The organism is Paractinoplanes deccanensis (genome assembly GCF_016862115.1).
In the GTDB taxonomy this organism is placed as follows: domain Bacteria; phylum Actinomycetota; class Actinomycetes; order Mycobacteriales; family Micromonosporaceae; genus Actinoplanes; species Actinoplanes deccanensis.
In genome coordinates this window covers 42119-54611 of record NZ_BOMI01000132.1, presented here as the reverse complement: position 1 = coordinate 54611, position 12493 = coordinate 42119, and the positions used below count along the sequence as shown (strand labels likewise).

The following is a 12493-nucleotide window of genomic DNA, read 5'->3' as shown; positions in this document are numbered from 1 at the left end:
GGGGCCGGGCGCTGGGGCGAATGCGGGACCGGGTGGGGCGGGCGACAAGTCGGTCACGACTACCTATGTCGCTTCTGGGGTGCCTGTGCCCAAGGATTTGCCGGCGGCCCTGGCTCCGCTCACCGATGGGGCCGAGGTGGTCCGGGCGGATGGCTCGGTCCGGGCCTACCGGGTCGGTGGGTCCTCGCTCGTCATCACTCCGGACGGCGACTTGCTGCGGGTCAGCGTCACCACCGGGTGTGGTCAGTAGACGACCGCTTGGGCGCCCTCGCCCATGATCTCCTCGACGAAGACGGCGGCGCCGGCGATGCGGATGCCGGGGAGGACGTCGTCGGGCTTGATGTCGCGGCGGGCGGCGCACTGGGTGCAGGCCGTCACCCGGCCGCTGGCCAGCAGCAGGTCGATCAGGTCGGGCAGGGGCGCCGCGTGCGGCAGCTCGAACTGTGCCGCCCGGCCGGGCAGGGCGAACCAGGTGGACTCGCCGGTGAGCCAGAACGACACGTCCACGCCGGACGCGGCGGCCGTGCTCGCCACGGTGAAAGCCTGCGAACAGCGCTCGGGAGCGTCCGCCCCCGCGGTTGCCTTGACGACCAGCAAGCGTGCCATGAGCGCCAGCATAAGATGTTCCGGTCATGGTTACGGAGATTGGGTTCGTGAGCTTGTTGGTCGCCGGTCTGGGCGGCCTCGCCGGCGGTTTCGGCTATTTGGCTCTGCGTGTTGCTAGGGGGCGTTGGTGAGCGAAAATCCGTTGGGCCCGCCGCCCTGGCTGAACGCGCCGCCGGTGGATTCTTATCCGTACGAGGACACGCACGATCTGCGTTCCGGTCCCGACCTGCACCCCGCCCTGCTGGGCCTGCTGCCGTTCGTCGGCCTGTGGCGCGGCCGGGGCCAGGGCGGCTTCCCGGAGGAGAAGGACTACGACTTCGCCCAGGAGATCCGGATCAGCCACGACGGCCGTCCGTTCCTGCGGTGGGACTCGCGGTCGTGGCTGCTCGACGACCAGTCGCAGCCGGCCGGCGAGTGGATCGTCGAGTCCGGGTTCTGGCGGCCGGTGCTCGTCGACGGGCGGCCGACCGACGAGATGGAAGCCACGATGATCACCGCGGACGGGGTCGCCGAGCTGTACGTCGGCAAGACGATCGGCACCACGCGGCTCGAGATGGAGGCCGACGCCGTCGCGTACACGCCCTCGGGTCTGCATGTGACCGGCGGGCAGCGGCTCTTCGGCATCGTCGAGGGTGCCCTGCTCTACGCCCACGAGCAGGCGGTCGACAAGAGCGGCCTGCGCCCGCACATGTCCGCGCGGCTGCTGCGGGTCGGTGGCTGAGGGCCGAAACGGCGTAACCTTCGTAACGTGTCCGCCACTTCGCTTGCCGCCATGCTCCGGGAGCGTGGCCTGCGGCTCACGCCGCAGCGCCAGCTGATCCTGGAAGCGGTTCACGAGCTCGGTCACGCCACGCCCGAGCAGGTGCACAACCACGTGCGTGAGCGAGCGGCCGGGGTCAACATCACCACCGTCTACCGCACGCTCGAGCTCCTCGAGGAGCTCGGGCTGGTCAACCACACCCACCTGTCGCACGGGTCGCCGACCTATCACACCGCGGGTGAGGATCAGCACGTTCACCTGGTCTGCCGTGGATGCGGGTCGATTTCCGAGGTAGACCCTTCAGTGATGCGCCCGGTCACCGACCGGCTGCTCGCCGAGCGGGATTTCCGGGTCGACGTGGGCCACGTCTCGCTCTTCGGGGTCTGCGGAGACTGCAAGGAGCTGTGAGATGACCGTGGTGATGGCCGAGGATCTCGACCCGTCGTCCGCCGACGCCGGTGTGCCGGTGCACTACGGCGACCCGATGCGCGAGCAGCGCGTCCTGGCGACCGCCGTGGGCCTGGTCGACCGGTCGAACCGGGACGTGATCGCGGTGCCGGGCGAGGAGCGCGCCTCCTGGCTGCACACCCTGACCACTCAGCATTTGTCGGACTTGTCCGCAAATCAGGGCAGTGAGCTGCTGGTCCTCTCGCCCCACGGTCACGTCGAGCAGCACGCGTACGTGACGGAGGACGGCACCACCGCCTGGCTCGACACCGAGCCGGGCGCCGGCGCCGGTCTGCTGAAGTATCTGGAGATGATGCGGTTCTTCACCCGGGTGGAGCCGCGTGACGCGAGCAAAGAGATCGCCGCGCTGTCCGTGGTCGGCCCGGGGGCGGCCGATCTCTTCCCCGGTCTCGCGGCGCCGCGGGTGAGCCCGGTTCCCGGTGCCAAGTTCGCCGCCGGCGAGGTGCCGGGTCATGCCACGAGCGTCTACGACGTGACGCCGTTCGAGGGCGGCCTCGCGCGCCGCGTACCGCTGGGTGTGGATCTGCTCGTGCCCCGCGAGGCGAAGACCTCGGTGATCGAGAAGCTGGGCGTGCCGCTCGCCGGCCTGTGGGCCTACGAGGCGATCCGGGTGGAGCACCGCATCCCGCGGCTGGGCTGGGAGACCGACCACCGCACCATCCCGGCCGAGGCCGACTTCGTCGCCACCGCCGTGCACCTCGACAAGGGCTGCTACCGGGGGCAGGAGACGGTCGCCCGGGTGCACCACCTGGGCCGCCCGCCGCGCCGCCTGGTGCTGCTGCACCTCGACGGGGTCGCCACCGACCAGCCGCCGGCCAAGGGCGCGCCGGTGGTGCTCGGTGATCGCGAGGTGGGCTTCGTGGGCACCGCGGTCCGCCACCACGAGCTGGGCCTGGTCGCCCTCGCCGTGCTCAAGCGCAACGTCGCCGACGACGCCGAGCTGAGGGTGGGGGAGTCCGCCGCCGCGATCGAGGCCGCCTGAGGCAGGATCGGTGCCATGACCGGTACCGTGATCACCGTCGCTCCGACCGGCGCCGAGAGCAGCAAGGCAGCCGTACCCGCGCTGCCCGTGACCCTCGACGAGCTCGTGGCGACCGCCAAGGAGTGCGAGGCGCTGGGCGCCTCGATCATCCATGTGCACATCCGTGACGACCGCGCCGAGCCGACCCTCGATCAGGGCCGGCTGCGCGCGACCGTGGCGGCGTTGCGCGAATCCACCGACCTGATCGTCCAGCTCTCCTCGGGCGGGGCGGTCACCGATCCGGAGTCCGACCGGCTCGCCGTGCTCGACGCCGGTCCCGAGATGGCCTCCTGCACGATGGGCACCGTCAACTTCGGCGACGGCGTCTTCCTCAACCGCTGGGAGTTCATCGTCGACCTGCACACCCGCATGCAGGAGCGGGGCATCGTGCCGGAGTACGAGATCTTCGACCTGGGCCAGCTCGCCTCGCTCCAGCGGCTGCTCTCGCAGCACGGCCTGCCGTTCGGCGGTCACGTGCACGTCGACCTGGTGATGGGGGTGCCCGGTGGGATGCCCGGCACCGCGGCCGCGCTGGTCGCCTGCGAGCAGGCGATCCGTGACCTGCCGTCGGGCACGACGTTCTCGGCCACCGGCATCGGCCGCAGCACGATCCCGGTCATGCTCGCGTCGCTGTCGGCCGGTGGCCACCTGCGGGTCGGCATGGAAGACACGATCACGTACGCGAAGGGCCGTCCGGTGGAGTCCAACATGCAGCTCGTCGCGCGGGCGGTGGGTTTCGCCCAGTTGGCGCAGCGTCCGCCGCTGACCCCGGCCGAGGCGCGGGAGCTGCTGGGGGTTCCCCGATGATCGTCGCCGAGGTGGTCCGTTCCGGGTTCGTCGAGAGCGTGCACCACGGCTCGGTGGCCGTGCTCGGCGGCGAGAGCCGTGGCGACGTGCTCAGCCCGATCTTCCCGCGGTCGTCGAACAAGCCGATGCAGACCGTCGGCATGCTGCGCGCCGGGCTGGTCCCGCGCGACGGCGCCGACCTGGCCCTGATCAGCGGCAGCCATTACGGCGAGCCGTTCCACGCCCGGCGGGTCCGGGAGATTCTCGAGGGCGCCGGCCTGACCGTCGACGCGCTGCGCTGCCCCACCGCCCTGCCGCTGCACGACCGGGAGCGCGACGCGTGGGTGCGCTCCGGCGGCGGCCCCGAGCGGGTGCTGATGAACTGCTCCGGCAAGCACGCGGGCATGCTCGCGACCTGCGCGGCGAACGACTGGCCGCTGGAGAGCTACCTCGACCCGAAGCACCCGCTCCAGGTGGCGATCGCCGAGGCGGTGGCCGACCTGGCCGGCGAGCCGATCGCCGCGGCCGGGGTCGACGGCTGCGGAGCGCCGGTCTTGGCCGTGTCGCTGACCGGACTGGCCCGCGCGTTCCGTCGTCTCGTCGAGGCGGAGCCGGGCAGCCACGAGCGGCGGGTGGCCGACGAGATGCGGGCCCACCCCGAGCTGGTGGCCGGCACCGGTGCGGACGACACCGTGCTGATGGGCGCCGTGCCGGGCCTGCTGGCCAAGGGCGGCGCCGAGGGCGTGGTGGCGGTCGCCATGCCGGGCGTCGGCGCGATCGCTATCAAGATCGACGACGGCGGGATGCGGGCCCGGACGCCGGTTCTGCTGCACGAGCTGCGCCGGCTCGGCGTCGAGGTCCCGATGATCGAGGAGCTCGTCCTCGGCGGCGGGGAGCCGGTCGGCGAGGTCCGCGCGGTCAGGTGAGGCAGGACACGCTAGCTCTTGTTAGCACTTTGCTTGCAAGAGTTAGCACCCCGCGCTACCTTCGAACGCATGGCCGCGCCCAAGGACCTGCCACAGGACATCGGTGGATTCATCCGTGACCTGCGGCAGACCGCCAAGATCTCGCTTCGCCAGCTCGCCGACAAGGCGGGCGTGAGCAACCCGTACCTGAGCCAGATCGAGCGCGGCCTGCGCAAGCCCAGTGCCGAGGTGCTCCAGCAGATCGCCAGCGCGCTGCGGGTGTCGACGCCCGCGATGTACCTGCGCGCCGGCCTGCTGGACAGCGACGGCCAGCCCGGGGTGCTGGCCGCGATCGCCGCCGACCCCGAGCTCACGATCGCCCAGAAGCAGTCGCTGTCGCAGATCTACGAGACGTTCCGCAACGAGAATCTGCGCAACCAGCCGGCCGACGAGACCCCTCCGACTGTCGAGGAGACGACATGACCGAGCAGACCAAGACCCGCTTCCCCGCGCCCATCTACGCCGCCGCCGGCGCCGGTGACCTCGCCTACCAGCAGCTCCGCAAGCTGCCGGCCGTGGTCAACGAGCTGAGCGAGCGCGCCGCCGCCTCGCTGCGCGTCTACAACGAGCAGGCCGGCACCAAGGCCGCCGAGCTGCGCGAAAAGGCCGCCGCCACCGACTTCGAGGCGCTGCGGGGCAACGCGGCCAGCGTGGCCACCTCCTTCGCCCAGCTCGCCCAGGACCGCGCCCTCGCGGCGTACACGGCCCTGGTCGCCCGCGGCGAGCGCGTGGTGGGCACCGGCGTCGTCGAGGCCGCCGACGTGGTCAACGCCGACATCGAGACCACCGAGGAGACCAAGGCCGTCGAGGCCGCGCAGGCCACCAAGGAGGTCGCCGCGGCCCCGGCCACGCCCAAGCCGCGCAAGCGCGCTCCCAAGACCGACTCGGCGGAGTAATCGTCGAGCACGACATGATCCGCGGGGCTCGGCGACCGCCGTGCCCCGCGGCATAGACTTCTCCTCATGGCCTATTCCGCGCCGCTCTTCTACGACGACGTCGTCGTCTACATCAACCTGCTCGTCCTCATCCTCTCTCTGGTCGTCCAGGCGGTTGCGCTGATCCACTGTCTGACTCAGCGCGGTGACGGTTTCCAGGCCATCGGCACCCTGCCGAAGGGCGCGTGGGCGGCGATCCTGGCCGTCTGCATCGTGCTGACCCTGCTGCTCAGCGGCCCGGTCGGCATCTTCAGCCTGATCGGCATCGCCGCGGCCCTGATCTACCTGCTGGACGTCCGGCCCGGCCTCAAGGACCTGTCGGACGGCAAAGGCTTCTGGTGAGGCGGTTCGGCCCGCCCCCGCCCGACGGCGGGCCCCGCCTGCTGCGCGCCGACCCCACGGGCCCGCGCTCCGGGCGGCCCACGTTGCCGGGCCCGCCCACCGAGATCGTTTCCACCCCTTCGGCGGTGCGCCTGGAGCTGCTCGTCACCGGCGTCGGCGACCCGGTGACCGTGTTCGCGCACGGGCTGGCCGGTGACATCTCCGGCACCCGCCCGCTGGGCAGCGCGGTCGCGGGCCGCCGCGTCTTCTTCCACTTCCGCGGCCACGGGCGCTCCGAGGCGCCGGCCGGCCCGTGGAGCTTCGGCGACCTGGCGAGCGACCTGCGCTCGGTGGCCGACCTGTCGGGGGCGACCCGGGCGGTCGGCGTCAGCATGGGGTCGGCGGCGCTCTGCCGGGTGCTGAGCGAAACCCCCGACCGGTTCGAGCGGGTGGTCCTCTACCTGCCGGCGTCGCTCGACGGCACCCGCCCCGCGGCCGCCGAGGAGCGGGTCGAGCGGCTGCTGGCGGCGGTGGAGTCGGGCGAGGCCGCGTCGATCGCCGCGGCCGTCGAGCTCGAGCTGCCGCCCGCGGTGCGCAACACGCCGACCGGCTGGTCCTACCTGCGGCAGCGGGTCGAGCAGCTCCAGCGCGACGGCCTGGCGGCCGAGCTGACGACGCTGTGGCACGAGCCCGCGGTGGCGTCGCCGTCGGCGCTGCGCGCCTTCTCCGGCCGCGCGCTGGTGATCGGCTGCCTCGGCGACGAGGTGCATCCGGTGGCCTGGGCCGAGCGGGCCGCCGAGCTGCTGCCCGGCGCGGAGCTCCAGGTGTACGACCGCCCGGCGGTGCTCTGGAACAACCGCCGCGAGCTGCGGGAGCGAATCTCCGACTTCCTCAACCGCCCGTAACCTTTCTCGCCTCTCCGGCTGTTGTTCACAGCGTGCGGTTCTCCCCTAAAACAGTCTTTTTCGGGCTAGTGGCGCTCGGCCTCCCGATCGCCGTGTCGATCGGCTGGTCCCTGGCCGCCCCCGCGAAGCGCCCCGCGGCCATCGGCGCCCCGGGCGGCGAGGGAGCCCTCGGCGCGGCCCCGAAGCCGGCGAGGACCACGCCGATGACCACGGTCCGCTACACGCCGAGACCCGGCCGCCCGGGCGCGGCCCCCACGCCGTCGGCCGCCGCGGCCGCTCCCACGGTCTCCGCGACCCCGCCCGCCGCGACGGCGGCCGTCACGCCGTCGTCCACCACCGCTGCGCCGCCGGTCACGGTGACGTCGGAGCCGGTGCTGCCGCCGCTGACGCTGCCGCCCGTACCCACCCCGACCGAGATCGCGACCACCCCGACGCCGAGCACACCCGGCGACCCGAGCCCGGCGCCGTCGGCATCGGGCCCCTCGCCCATGTGAATTAGGCTCCGGTGTCGTGAACGTCGACGCCGGTAAGCCGCTCGGGGCGGCCAAGCGCTTCCTGCTCGGTGCCGGGCTGCTCGGGCGCGGGCTCGGGATCCTGCTGCGCCGCCCCAAGCTGCTGCTGCTCGGGTGGGTGCCCGCGGTCATCGCGGGCGCGCTCTACGCCACCGCCCTGTTCTTCCTCATCGACTTCCTGCCCGAGCTGTCGGACGCGGTCACGTGGTTCGCCGACGACTGGGGCGAGACCTGGGGCGACCTGGTGCAGGTGCTCGCCGGCGCCGGGCTGCTCGGGGTCGCCGTGGTCATCGGGGTGCTGTCGTTCACCGCGGTCACGCTGCTCATCGGCGACCCGTTCTACGAGCGCATCTCCGAGCTGGTCGAGGAGCAGTACGGCGGCGTGCCCGACGAGGTCGAGACCGGCTTCTGGCAGTCGCTGGGCCGCAGCCTGACCGACTCGCTGCGGCTGATCGGCCTGTCGATCCTGGTCGGCATCCCGCTGTTTCTCCTCGGCTTCCTGCCGGTCGTCGGCCAGACCGTGATCCCGGTGCTGGGCGGCGCGGTGGGCGGCTGGCTCCTGGCGGTCGAGCTCACCGGCGTCCCGTTCCAGCGGCGCGGCCGGCGCCTGCGCCACCGCCGCGAGGTGCTGAAGCAGAACAAGGCGATGGCCCTCGGCTTCGGCGTCGCCGTCTTCTGCTGCTTCCTGATCCCGCTCGGCGCCATCCTGCTCATGCCGGCCGCGATCGCCGGCGCGACCCTGCTCTCCCGCGAGGTCCTGGGCCACCCCACGACCGTTCCCCCGCGGATCACCAGCGCGGTCTGATCACCACCAGTAGTTGTCCTGAGGCTGGTAGGGCGCCTCCAGCTCGGCGATCTCGGCGTCGGTGAGGCGCAGGTCGAGGGCGGCGACGGCGTCCCGGAGGTGGTGCGGCCGGGTGGCGCCGACGATCGGGCACGAGACGACCGGCTTGGACAGGACCCAGGCCAGCGCCACCTGGGCCATCGCGACGCCGCGGTCCTCGGCGACCTTCTGGATCGCGTTCACGACCGGCTCGTCGACGCCGCGGTCGAACACCTTGGCCACGTCGTCCGAGGAGGACCGGCCGGTCTGGTGACCCCACGGGCGGGTGGCCCGGCCCTTGGCCAGCGGCGAGTAGGGAGTCAGGCCGACACCCTGATCGAGACACATCGGGATCATGTCTCGTTCCTCCTCGCGCTTGAGCACGTTGTACTGGTCCTGCATCGCCGAGAACGTGGTCCATCCGTTCAGCACGGCGGCGTGCTGCGCCTTGGCGAACTGCCACGCCCACATCGACGACGCGCCGAGATAGCGCACCTTGCCGGCCCGGACCAGGTCGTCGAGCGCCTGCATGGTCTCCTCGACCGGCGTCTCGGGGTCGAACCGGTGGATGTAGTAGACGTCGATGTAGTCCGTGCCCAGCCGCCGCAGTGAAGCGTCGGCCTGCTCCAGGATCGCCTTGCGGGACAGGCCGCTGCCGCCCGGCCCGTCGTGCACCTTGCCGCTGACCTTGGTGGCCAGCACGATCTCCTCCCGGCGGGAGAACCGGGTGATCGCCCGCCCGACGAACTCCTCCGAGGTGCCGCCCTGATAGACGTTCGCGGTGTCCCAGAAGGTCACACCGAGCTCGACGGCCTGCCGGAAGAACGGCGCCGCGGCGTCCTCGTCCAGGGTCCACCGGTGCATGCCGGCCGAGGCCCGGCCGTAGCTCATGCAGCCCAGCCCGATGCGGCTCACCCGAAGCCCGGTCCGTCCCAGTCGCCTGAACTCCACCGCAACACCTCCCTGATCAGCGAACACGACCCCAGCCTCGCACGTGCGGCCAGGCGTCAGGCGGACTCGCGGACCACCAGCTCGGTGGGGAGGACGACGGCGTCGGGGAGGGCGGTGTCGCCGTTGATCAGGCCGAGGAGCTGGCGGGCCATGGTGCGGCCCATGTCGGCGATGGGCTGGCGGACGGTGGTGAGGGGCGGGTCGCTGTAGCGGCTGATCTCGAAGTCGTCGAAGCCGATCACCGCGACGTCGTCGGGGACGCGGCGGCCGGCGGCCTTGAGGGCGGACAGGGCGCCGTGGGCCATCATGTCCGAGGCGGCGAAGACCGCGTCGAGGGTGGGGTCGTCGTCCAGCAGGGAGCGCATGGCGGCCATGCCGGACTCGCGGGTGAAGTCGCCGAGGGCGGCGCGCTGGGGCAGCCCGGCCTCGTCGAGGGTGGCCCGGTAGCCGGCCAGGCGGTCGATGCCGGCGACCATGTCCTGCGGGCCGGCGATGGTGGCTATCCGGCGGCGGCCGGCGGCGACCAGGTGGCGCACGGCCGCGGCGACGCCGCCGAAGTGGTCGACGTCCACATAGGGCACCGTGGCGCCGCCGATGGGGCGGCCGCTGCAGATCACCGGGATGCCGAGGCGCACCAGGGTGCCGGGCAGCGGGTCGGCGCCGTGCATCGAGGCGAACATGACGCCGTCGACGTGACCCGCCACCGCGTACCGCTCGACGCGGTCGTGGCTCTTGGCCGAGCCGGCCATCATCAGCACCAGCTGCTTGTCGGCCGCCTCCAGCTCGGCGCCGACACCGCGGATGATCGCGGGGAAGAACAGGTCGTCGGAGAAGACGCGGTTCGCCGTCTCCGGCACGATCAGCGCTATCGACTCGGTGCGCTGGGTGACGAGGCTGCGGGCGGCCTGGTTGGGCACGTAGCCGAGCTCGTCGACGGCCCGGTTGACCGCCTCACGGATCGAGGCGGCCACCGAGGTGGATCCGTTGACGACGCGGGAGACGGTCGCCCGGGACACCCCGGCGCGGCGCGCCACTGCTTCCAGGGTCGGCCGCTCCCGCGTCACCACAAAAGGTCACCCCTCGTCAGAACCCGGCGCCGCGATGCCGTTGCGCCGGATCACCTCCCGGTACCACTTCGCGCTGTCCTTGAGCGTCCGCTGCTGGGTGGCGTAGTCGACGTGCACGACACCGAACCGCTTGCGGTAACCCTCGGCCCACTCGAAATTGTCCATGAGCGACCAGACGAAGTAGCCACGCAGATCGACACCGGCCGCCAGGGCATCATGGCAGGCCCGCAGGTGACCGTCGAGGTACTCGACGCGGCGGGTGTCGTGGACCTCGCCGTCGGCGCCGGGGCCCTCGGGGTACGCGGCGCCGTTCTCCGTGATCATCACGGGGGTGCCGGGGTAGTCCTCGTGGATGCGCTTGAGCAAGCTGGTGAGGCTGGCCGGCTCGATGAGCCAGTTCATGTCGGTGACCGGGCCGTCCGGGGCGCGGTAGGCGATGCCCTCGCTGCCCGGCTGGTCGAGCGACGCGGGCGTGCCGGGCTTCGCCGACACGTACGCGGGCTGGTAGAAGTTGATCCCCAGCACGTCGATCGGTGCGTTGATCGTCTCGAGGTCGCCGTCCTTGATGTACGACAGGTCGGTGAACCGGGCGATGTGCTCGAGGACGTCCGCCGGGTACTCGCCCTTGAGCAGCGGGTCGAAGAAGATCCGGTTGGAGAGCCCGTCGATGATCCGGGCGGCGTCGCGGTCGGCCGCGCTGTCCGGGTCGACCGGGAAGACGACCGCCGGGTTGAGCGTGATGCTGACGTTGCGGGCGCCGGCCGAGCGCAGCGCGCGGGCGGCGAGGCCGTGGCCGAGCAACAGGTGGTGCACCGCGGTGAGGGCGGCGGCCGGCTCCTGGCGGCCGGGCGCGTGCACGCCGCTGCCGTAGCCCAGGTAGGCCGAGCACCACGGCTCGTTCAGCGTGGTCCACGTGCCGACCCGGTCGCCGAGGCGGGCGTACACGATCTCGGCGTAGTCGGCGAAGGCCTCCGCGGTCTCGCGGTTGGGCCAGCCGCCCCGGTCCTCCAGGGTCTGCGGCAGGTCCCAGTGGTAGAGCGTCACCACCGGGTCGATGCCCTTGCCGAGCAGCTCGTCGGTGAGCCGGTCGTAGAAGTCGAGGCCGCGGACGTTGACCGGGCCGGAGCCGTCCGGCTGGATGCGCGGCCAGGCGACGGAGAACCGGTACGACTTGAGGCCGAGGTCGGCCATCAGCGCCACGTCGTCCGGGTAGCGGTGGTAGTGGTCGCACGCGACGTCGCCGGTGTGCCCGCGGTAGACGCGGCCCGGCGTACGGCTGAAGGTGTCCCAGATGGACGGGCCGCGACCGTCCTCCCGTGCCGCGCCCTCGATCTGGTAGGACGCCGTGGCGGCGCCCCAGATGAAGCCGTCGGGGAAGGTGATCCCGGCGAGGGCCGGCTGCGCCGACGTGGAGGTGACGGTTGCCGTCATGCGTTCCCCGCTTCCTGGGTCTGCGTAATCCGAACTTAACCGGTTCATCATAGGGACGGAAACGGTTCCGCGATCCCCCGGTAAGTCGAATGTAAGCCAGGCTTAAGTCCGGCGCGGGGTGGTTGGCAGGGTGCGCGGGCGGGGTCAGCCCGCCTGGAGAGCGGCGATCAGGCGAGGATCGCCGGTGACCACGAGACGGTCCGTACGCTGCCGTCCCATCAGCACCAGCAGCAGGTCGCTGGCTGTGCCGGTGGCCTGGGCGCGGGCGTGGTGATCGTCGTCGTCGAGGATCGTGCTGGTGTCGAGCAGCGCCACGCCCATGCCGCGCAACCGGACGAACCACTCGTGCCCGGCGTCGCCCGCGACCAGGTGGACCACGCCGTGCAGGTCGGTGGGGCCGGTGCGGCGGCCGGCGGGCAGCCAGGTGTCGAGCACCTCGCCGATGCCGTCGGCGGCCAGCTTGGTCTCGATCGGGGTGGGCCGGCCCGCGGCGGACTCGGCGTCCCAGCGGCGCAACGAGATCTCGTGAGCCGTGCGGCGGTGCCAGAAGCCCGCGGTCTTGGCCTGCGGGGCCCAGTTCCACGCCGGGATGTCGGCCTCGAGCGCGTCCAGCGTCTCGATGGTGCCGGTCAGCTCGCGGCGCAGCCCGTCGAGCTGGGTCTCCCAGTCGGGGCGGGGGCCGGGCGGAAGCTCCTCGGGCCGGGTGGTGACGCCGCGCGGCGTGTAGTCGCGGACGAACCGGAGGAAGGCGGTGACCCGCTCGACGAGATCGGCGACCGTGCCCGTGCCGGACGGCAGCGGGGCGTCGGGCCCGGCCTGGGCGACCGCGTCCTGCAGCGCGGGGCTGTCGGCGCGCAACGCCGCGAGCCAGAAGTCCTTCGTCGCGTGCAGCCTGTTCATCGCGATTCTCTCCGCTCCACCGGACCGCCGATGAGTTGCCCC

At 72.2% G+C, this 12493-nt stretch carries 16 protein-coding genes and 2 pseudogenes; 12 read left to right on the top strand and 6 right to left on the bottom strand.

The annotated features are described in order from the left end of the window. A pseudogene (locus tag Ade02nite_RS32965) lies at positions 1-250 on the top strand (hypothetical protein); the annotation flags it as partial. Here the strand turns inward: Ade02nite_RS32965 and Ade02nite_RS32960 are convergent. Beyond that, the gene (locus Ade02nite_RS32960) at positions 244-618 is read right to left on the bottom strand and encodes a DsrE family protein (RefSeq protein ID WP_203772394.1); all 375 of its coding nucleotides are present in this window, start codon (positions 616-618) and stop codon (positions 244-246) included. The pseudogene Ade02nite_RS32965 and the gene Ade02nite_RS32960 overlap by 7 nt on opposite strands. 14 nt (positions 619-632) lie before the next feature. On the opposite strand from Ade02nite_RS32960, the gene mtfM reads away from it, so the two are divergent. From mtfM to Ade02nite_RS32915, 10 genes and pseudogenes are all read left to right on the top strand, one after another. Further along, positions 633-737: a small membrane protein MtfM gene (gene mtfM / locus Ade02nite_RS50420; protein ID WP_275409962.1), complete on the top strand. Its 105-nt coding sequence runs from the start codon at positions 633-635 to the stop codon at positions 735-737. Beyond that, positions 731-1327 (top strand): heme-binding beta-barrel domain-containing protein, encoded by a 597-nt coding sequence (locus Ade02nite_RS32955; protein ID WP_203772392.1) that lies wholly within the window; start codon positions 731-733, stop codon positions 1325-1327. The genes mtfM and Ade02nite_RS32955 overlap by 7 nt, the downstream gene beginning before the upstream one ends. Before the next feature lie 51 nt (positions 1328-1378). Next, positions 1379-1774 carry a Fur family transcriptional regulator gene (locus tag Ade02nite_RS32950; RefSeq protein WP_097317675.1) on the top strand — a complete coding sequence of 132 codons (396 nt, stop codon included), beginning with the start codon at positions 1379-1381 and terminating at the stop codon, positions 1772-1774. A 1-nt stretch (position 1775) separates the two neighbouring features. Continuing rightward, on the top strand, positions 1776-2816 hold the full coding sequence (gene ygfZ, locus Ade02nite_RS32945; RefSeq protein ID WP_203772390.1) for a CAF17-like 4Fe-4S cluster assembly/insertion protein YgfZ: 1041 nt from the start codon (positions 1776-1778) through the stop codon (positions 2814-2816). A 15-nt stretch (positions 2817-2831) separates the two neighbouring features. Further along, positions 2832-3662 carry a beta-keto acid cleavage family enzyme gene (locus Ade02nite_RS32940; RefSeq protein WP_203772388.1) on the top strand — a complete coding sequence of 277 codons (831 nt, stop codon included), beginning with the start codon at positions 2832-2834 and terminating at the stop codon, positions 3660-3662. After that, entirely contained in the window at positions 3659-4567 is a 909-nt protein-coding gene (locus Ade02nite_RS32935) for an asparaginase (RefSeq protein ID WP_203772386.1), read from the top strand. The genes Ade02nite_RS32940 and Ade02nite_RS32935 overlap by 4 nt, the downstream gene beginning before the upstream one ends. 69 nt (positions 4568-4636) lie before the next feature. Continuing rightward, a pseudogene (locus Ade02nite_RS32930) lies at positions 4637-5026 on the top strand (helix-turn-helix domain-containing protein); the annotation flags it as partial. After that, positions 5026-5502 (top strand): hypothetical protein, encoded by a 477-nt coding sequence (locus Ade02nite_RS32925; RefSeq protein ID WP_203772382.1) that lies wholly within the window; start codon positions 5026-5028, stop codon positions 5500-5502. The pseudogene Ade02nite_RS32930 and the gene Ade02nite_RS32925, both read left to right, overlap by 1 nt. A gap of 66 nt (positions 5503-5568) precedes the next feature. After that, on the top strand, positions 5569-5883 hold the full coding sequence (locus tag Ade02nite_RS32920; protein ID WP_203772380.1) for a DUF2516 family protein: 315 nt from the start codon (positions 5569-5571) through the stop codon (positions 5881-5883). Further along, the gene (locus Ade02nite_RS32915; protein WP_203772378.1) at positions 5880-6767 is read left to right on the top strand and encodes an alpha/beta fold hydrolase; all 888 of its coding nucleotides are present in this window, start codon (positions 5880-5882) and stop codon (positions 6765-6767) included. The genes Ade02nite_RS32920 and Ade02nite_RS32915 overlap by 4 nt, the downstream gene beginning before the upstream one ends. 217 nt (positions 6768-6984) lie before the next feature. On the opposite strand, the gene Ade02nite_RS32910 is transcribed toward Ade02nite_RS32915, so the two are convergent. Beyond that, positions 6985-7257, bottom strand: a complete 273-nt coding sequence (locus tag Ade02nite_RS32910) for a hypothetical protein (RefSeq protein WP_203772376.1) — start codon at positions 7255-7257, stop codon at positions 6985-6987. Positions 7258-7277: 20 nt separating this feature from the next. Here Ade02nite_RS32910 and Ade02nite_RS32905 point away from each other — a divergent pair, with 20 nt between their 5' ends. Further along, positions 7278-8084: an EI24 domain-containing protein gene (locus tag Ade02nite_RS32905; RefSeq protein WP_203772374.1), complete on the top strand. Its 807-nt coding sequence runs from the start codon at positions 7278-7280 to the stop codon at positions 8082-8084. Here Ade02nite_RS32905 and Ade02nite_RS32900 read toward each other — a convergent pair whose 3' ends face one another. The 4 genes from Ade02nite_RS32900 to Ade02nite_RS32885 all read right to left on the bottom strand — a co-directional run bounded on the left by Ade02nite_RS32900 (position 8085) and on the right by Ade02nite_RS32885 (position 12451). Then, positions 8085-9053 carry an aldo/keto reductase gene (locus Ade02nite_RS32900; RefSeq protein WP_203772372.1) on the bottom strand — a complete coding sequence of 323 codons (969 nt, stop codon included), beginning with the start codon at positions 9051-9053 and terminating at the stop codon, positions 8085-8087. Positions 9054-9109: 56 nt separating this feature from the next. Continuing rightward, on the bottom strand, positions 9110-10120 hold the full coding sequence (locus Ade02nite_RS32895; RefSeq protein ID WP_203772370.1) for a LacI family DNA-binding transcriptional regulator: 1011 nt from the start codon (positions 10118-10120) through the stop codon (positions 9110-9112). 6 nt (positions 10121-10126) lie between these two features. Then, entirely contained in the window at positions 10127-11551 is a 1425-nt protein-coding gene (locus Ade02nite_RS32890) for a GH1 family beta-glucosidase (protein WP_203772368.1), read from the bottom strand. Between the two features lie 144 nt (positions 11552-11695). Beyond that, positions 11696-12451, bottom strand: a complete 756-nt coding sequence (locus Ade02nite_RS32885; RefSeq protein ID WP_203772366.1) for a maleylpyruvate isomerase N-terminal domain-containing protein — start codon at positions 12449-12451, stop codon at positions 11696-11698. Between the last annotated feature and the right edge of the window lie 42 nt (positions 12452-12493).

Bases quoted from the DNA above. Each gene is read 5' to 3' on its own strand.
- Ade02nite_RS32950 (WP_097317675.1), top strand. From the start codon at position 1,379: ATGCTCCGGGAGCGTGGCCTGCGGCTCACGCCGCAGCGCCAGCTGATC.
- mtfM (WP_275409962.1), top strand. From the start codon at position 633: ATGGTTACGGAGATTGGGTTCGTGAGCTTGTTGGTCGCCGGTCTGGGC.
- Ade02nite_RS32940 (WP_203772388.1), top strand. From the start codon at position 2,832: ATGACCGGTACCGTGATCACCGTCGCTCCGACCGGCGCCGAGAGCAGC.
- ygfZ (WP_203772390.1), top strand. From the start codon at position 1,776: ATGACCGTGGTGATGGCCGAGGATCTCGACCCGTCGTCCGCCGACGCC.
- Ade02nite_RS32890 (WP_203772368.1), bottom strand. From the start codon at position 11,551: ATGACGGCAACCGTCACCTCCACGTCGGCGCAGCCGGCCCTCGCCGGG.
- Ade02nite_RS32910 (WP_203772376.1), bottom strand. From the start codon at position 7,257: ATGGGCGAGGGGCCCGATGCCGACGGCGCCGGGCTCGGGTCGCCGGGT.
- Ade02nite_RS32960 (WP_203772394.1), bottom strand. From the start codon at position 618: ATGCTGGCGCTCATGGCACGCTTGCTGGTCGTCAAGGCAACCGCGGGG.
- Ade02nite_RS32920 (WP_203772380.1), top strand. From the start codon at position 5,569: ATGGCCTATTCCGCGCCGCTCTTCTACGACGACGTCGTCGTCTACATC.
- Ade02nite_RS32935 (WP_203772386.1), top strand. From the start codon at position 3,659: ATGATCGTCGCCGAGGTGGTCCGTTCCGGGTTCGTCGAGAGCGTGCAC.
- Ade02nite_RS32925 (WP_203772382.1), top strand. From the start codon at position 5,026: ATGACCGAGCAGACCAAGACCCGCTTCCCCGCGCCCATCTACGCCGCC.
- Ade02nite_RS32885 (WP_203772366.1), bottom strand. From the start codon at position 12,451: ATGAACAGGCTGCACGCGACGAAGGACTTCTGGCTCGCGGCGTTGCGC.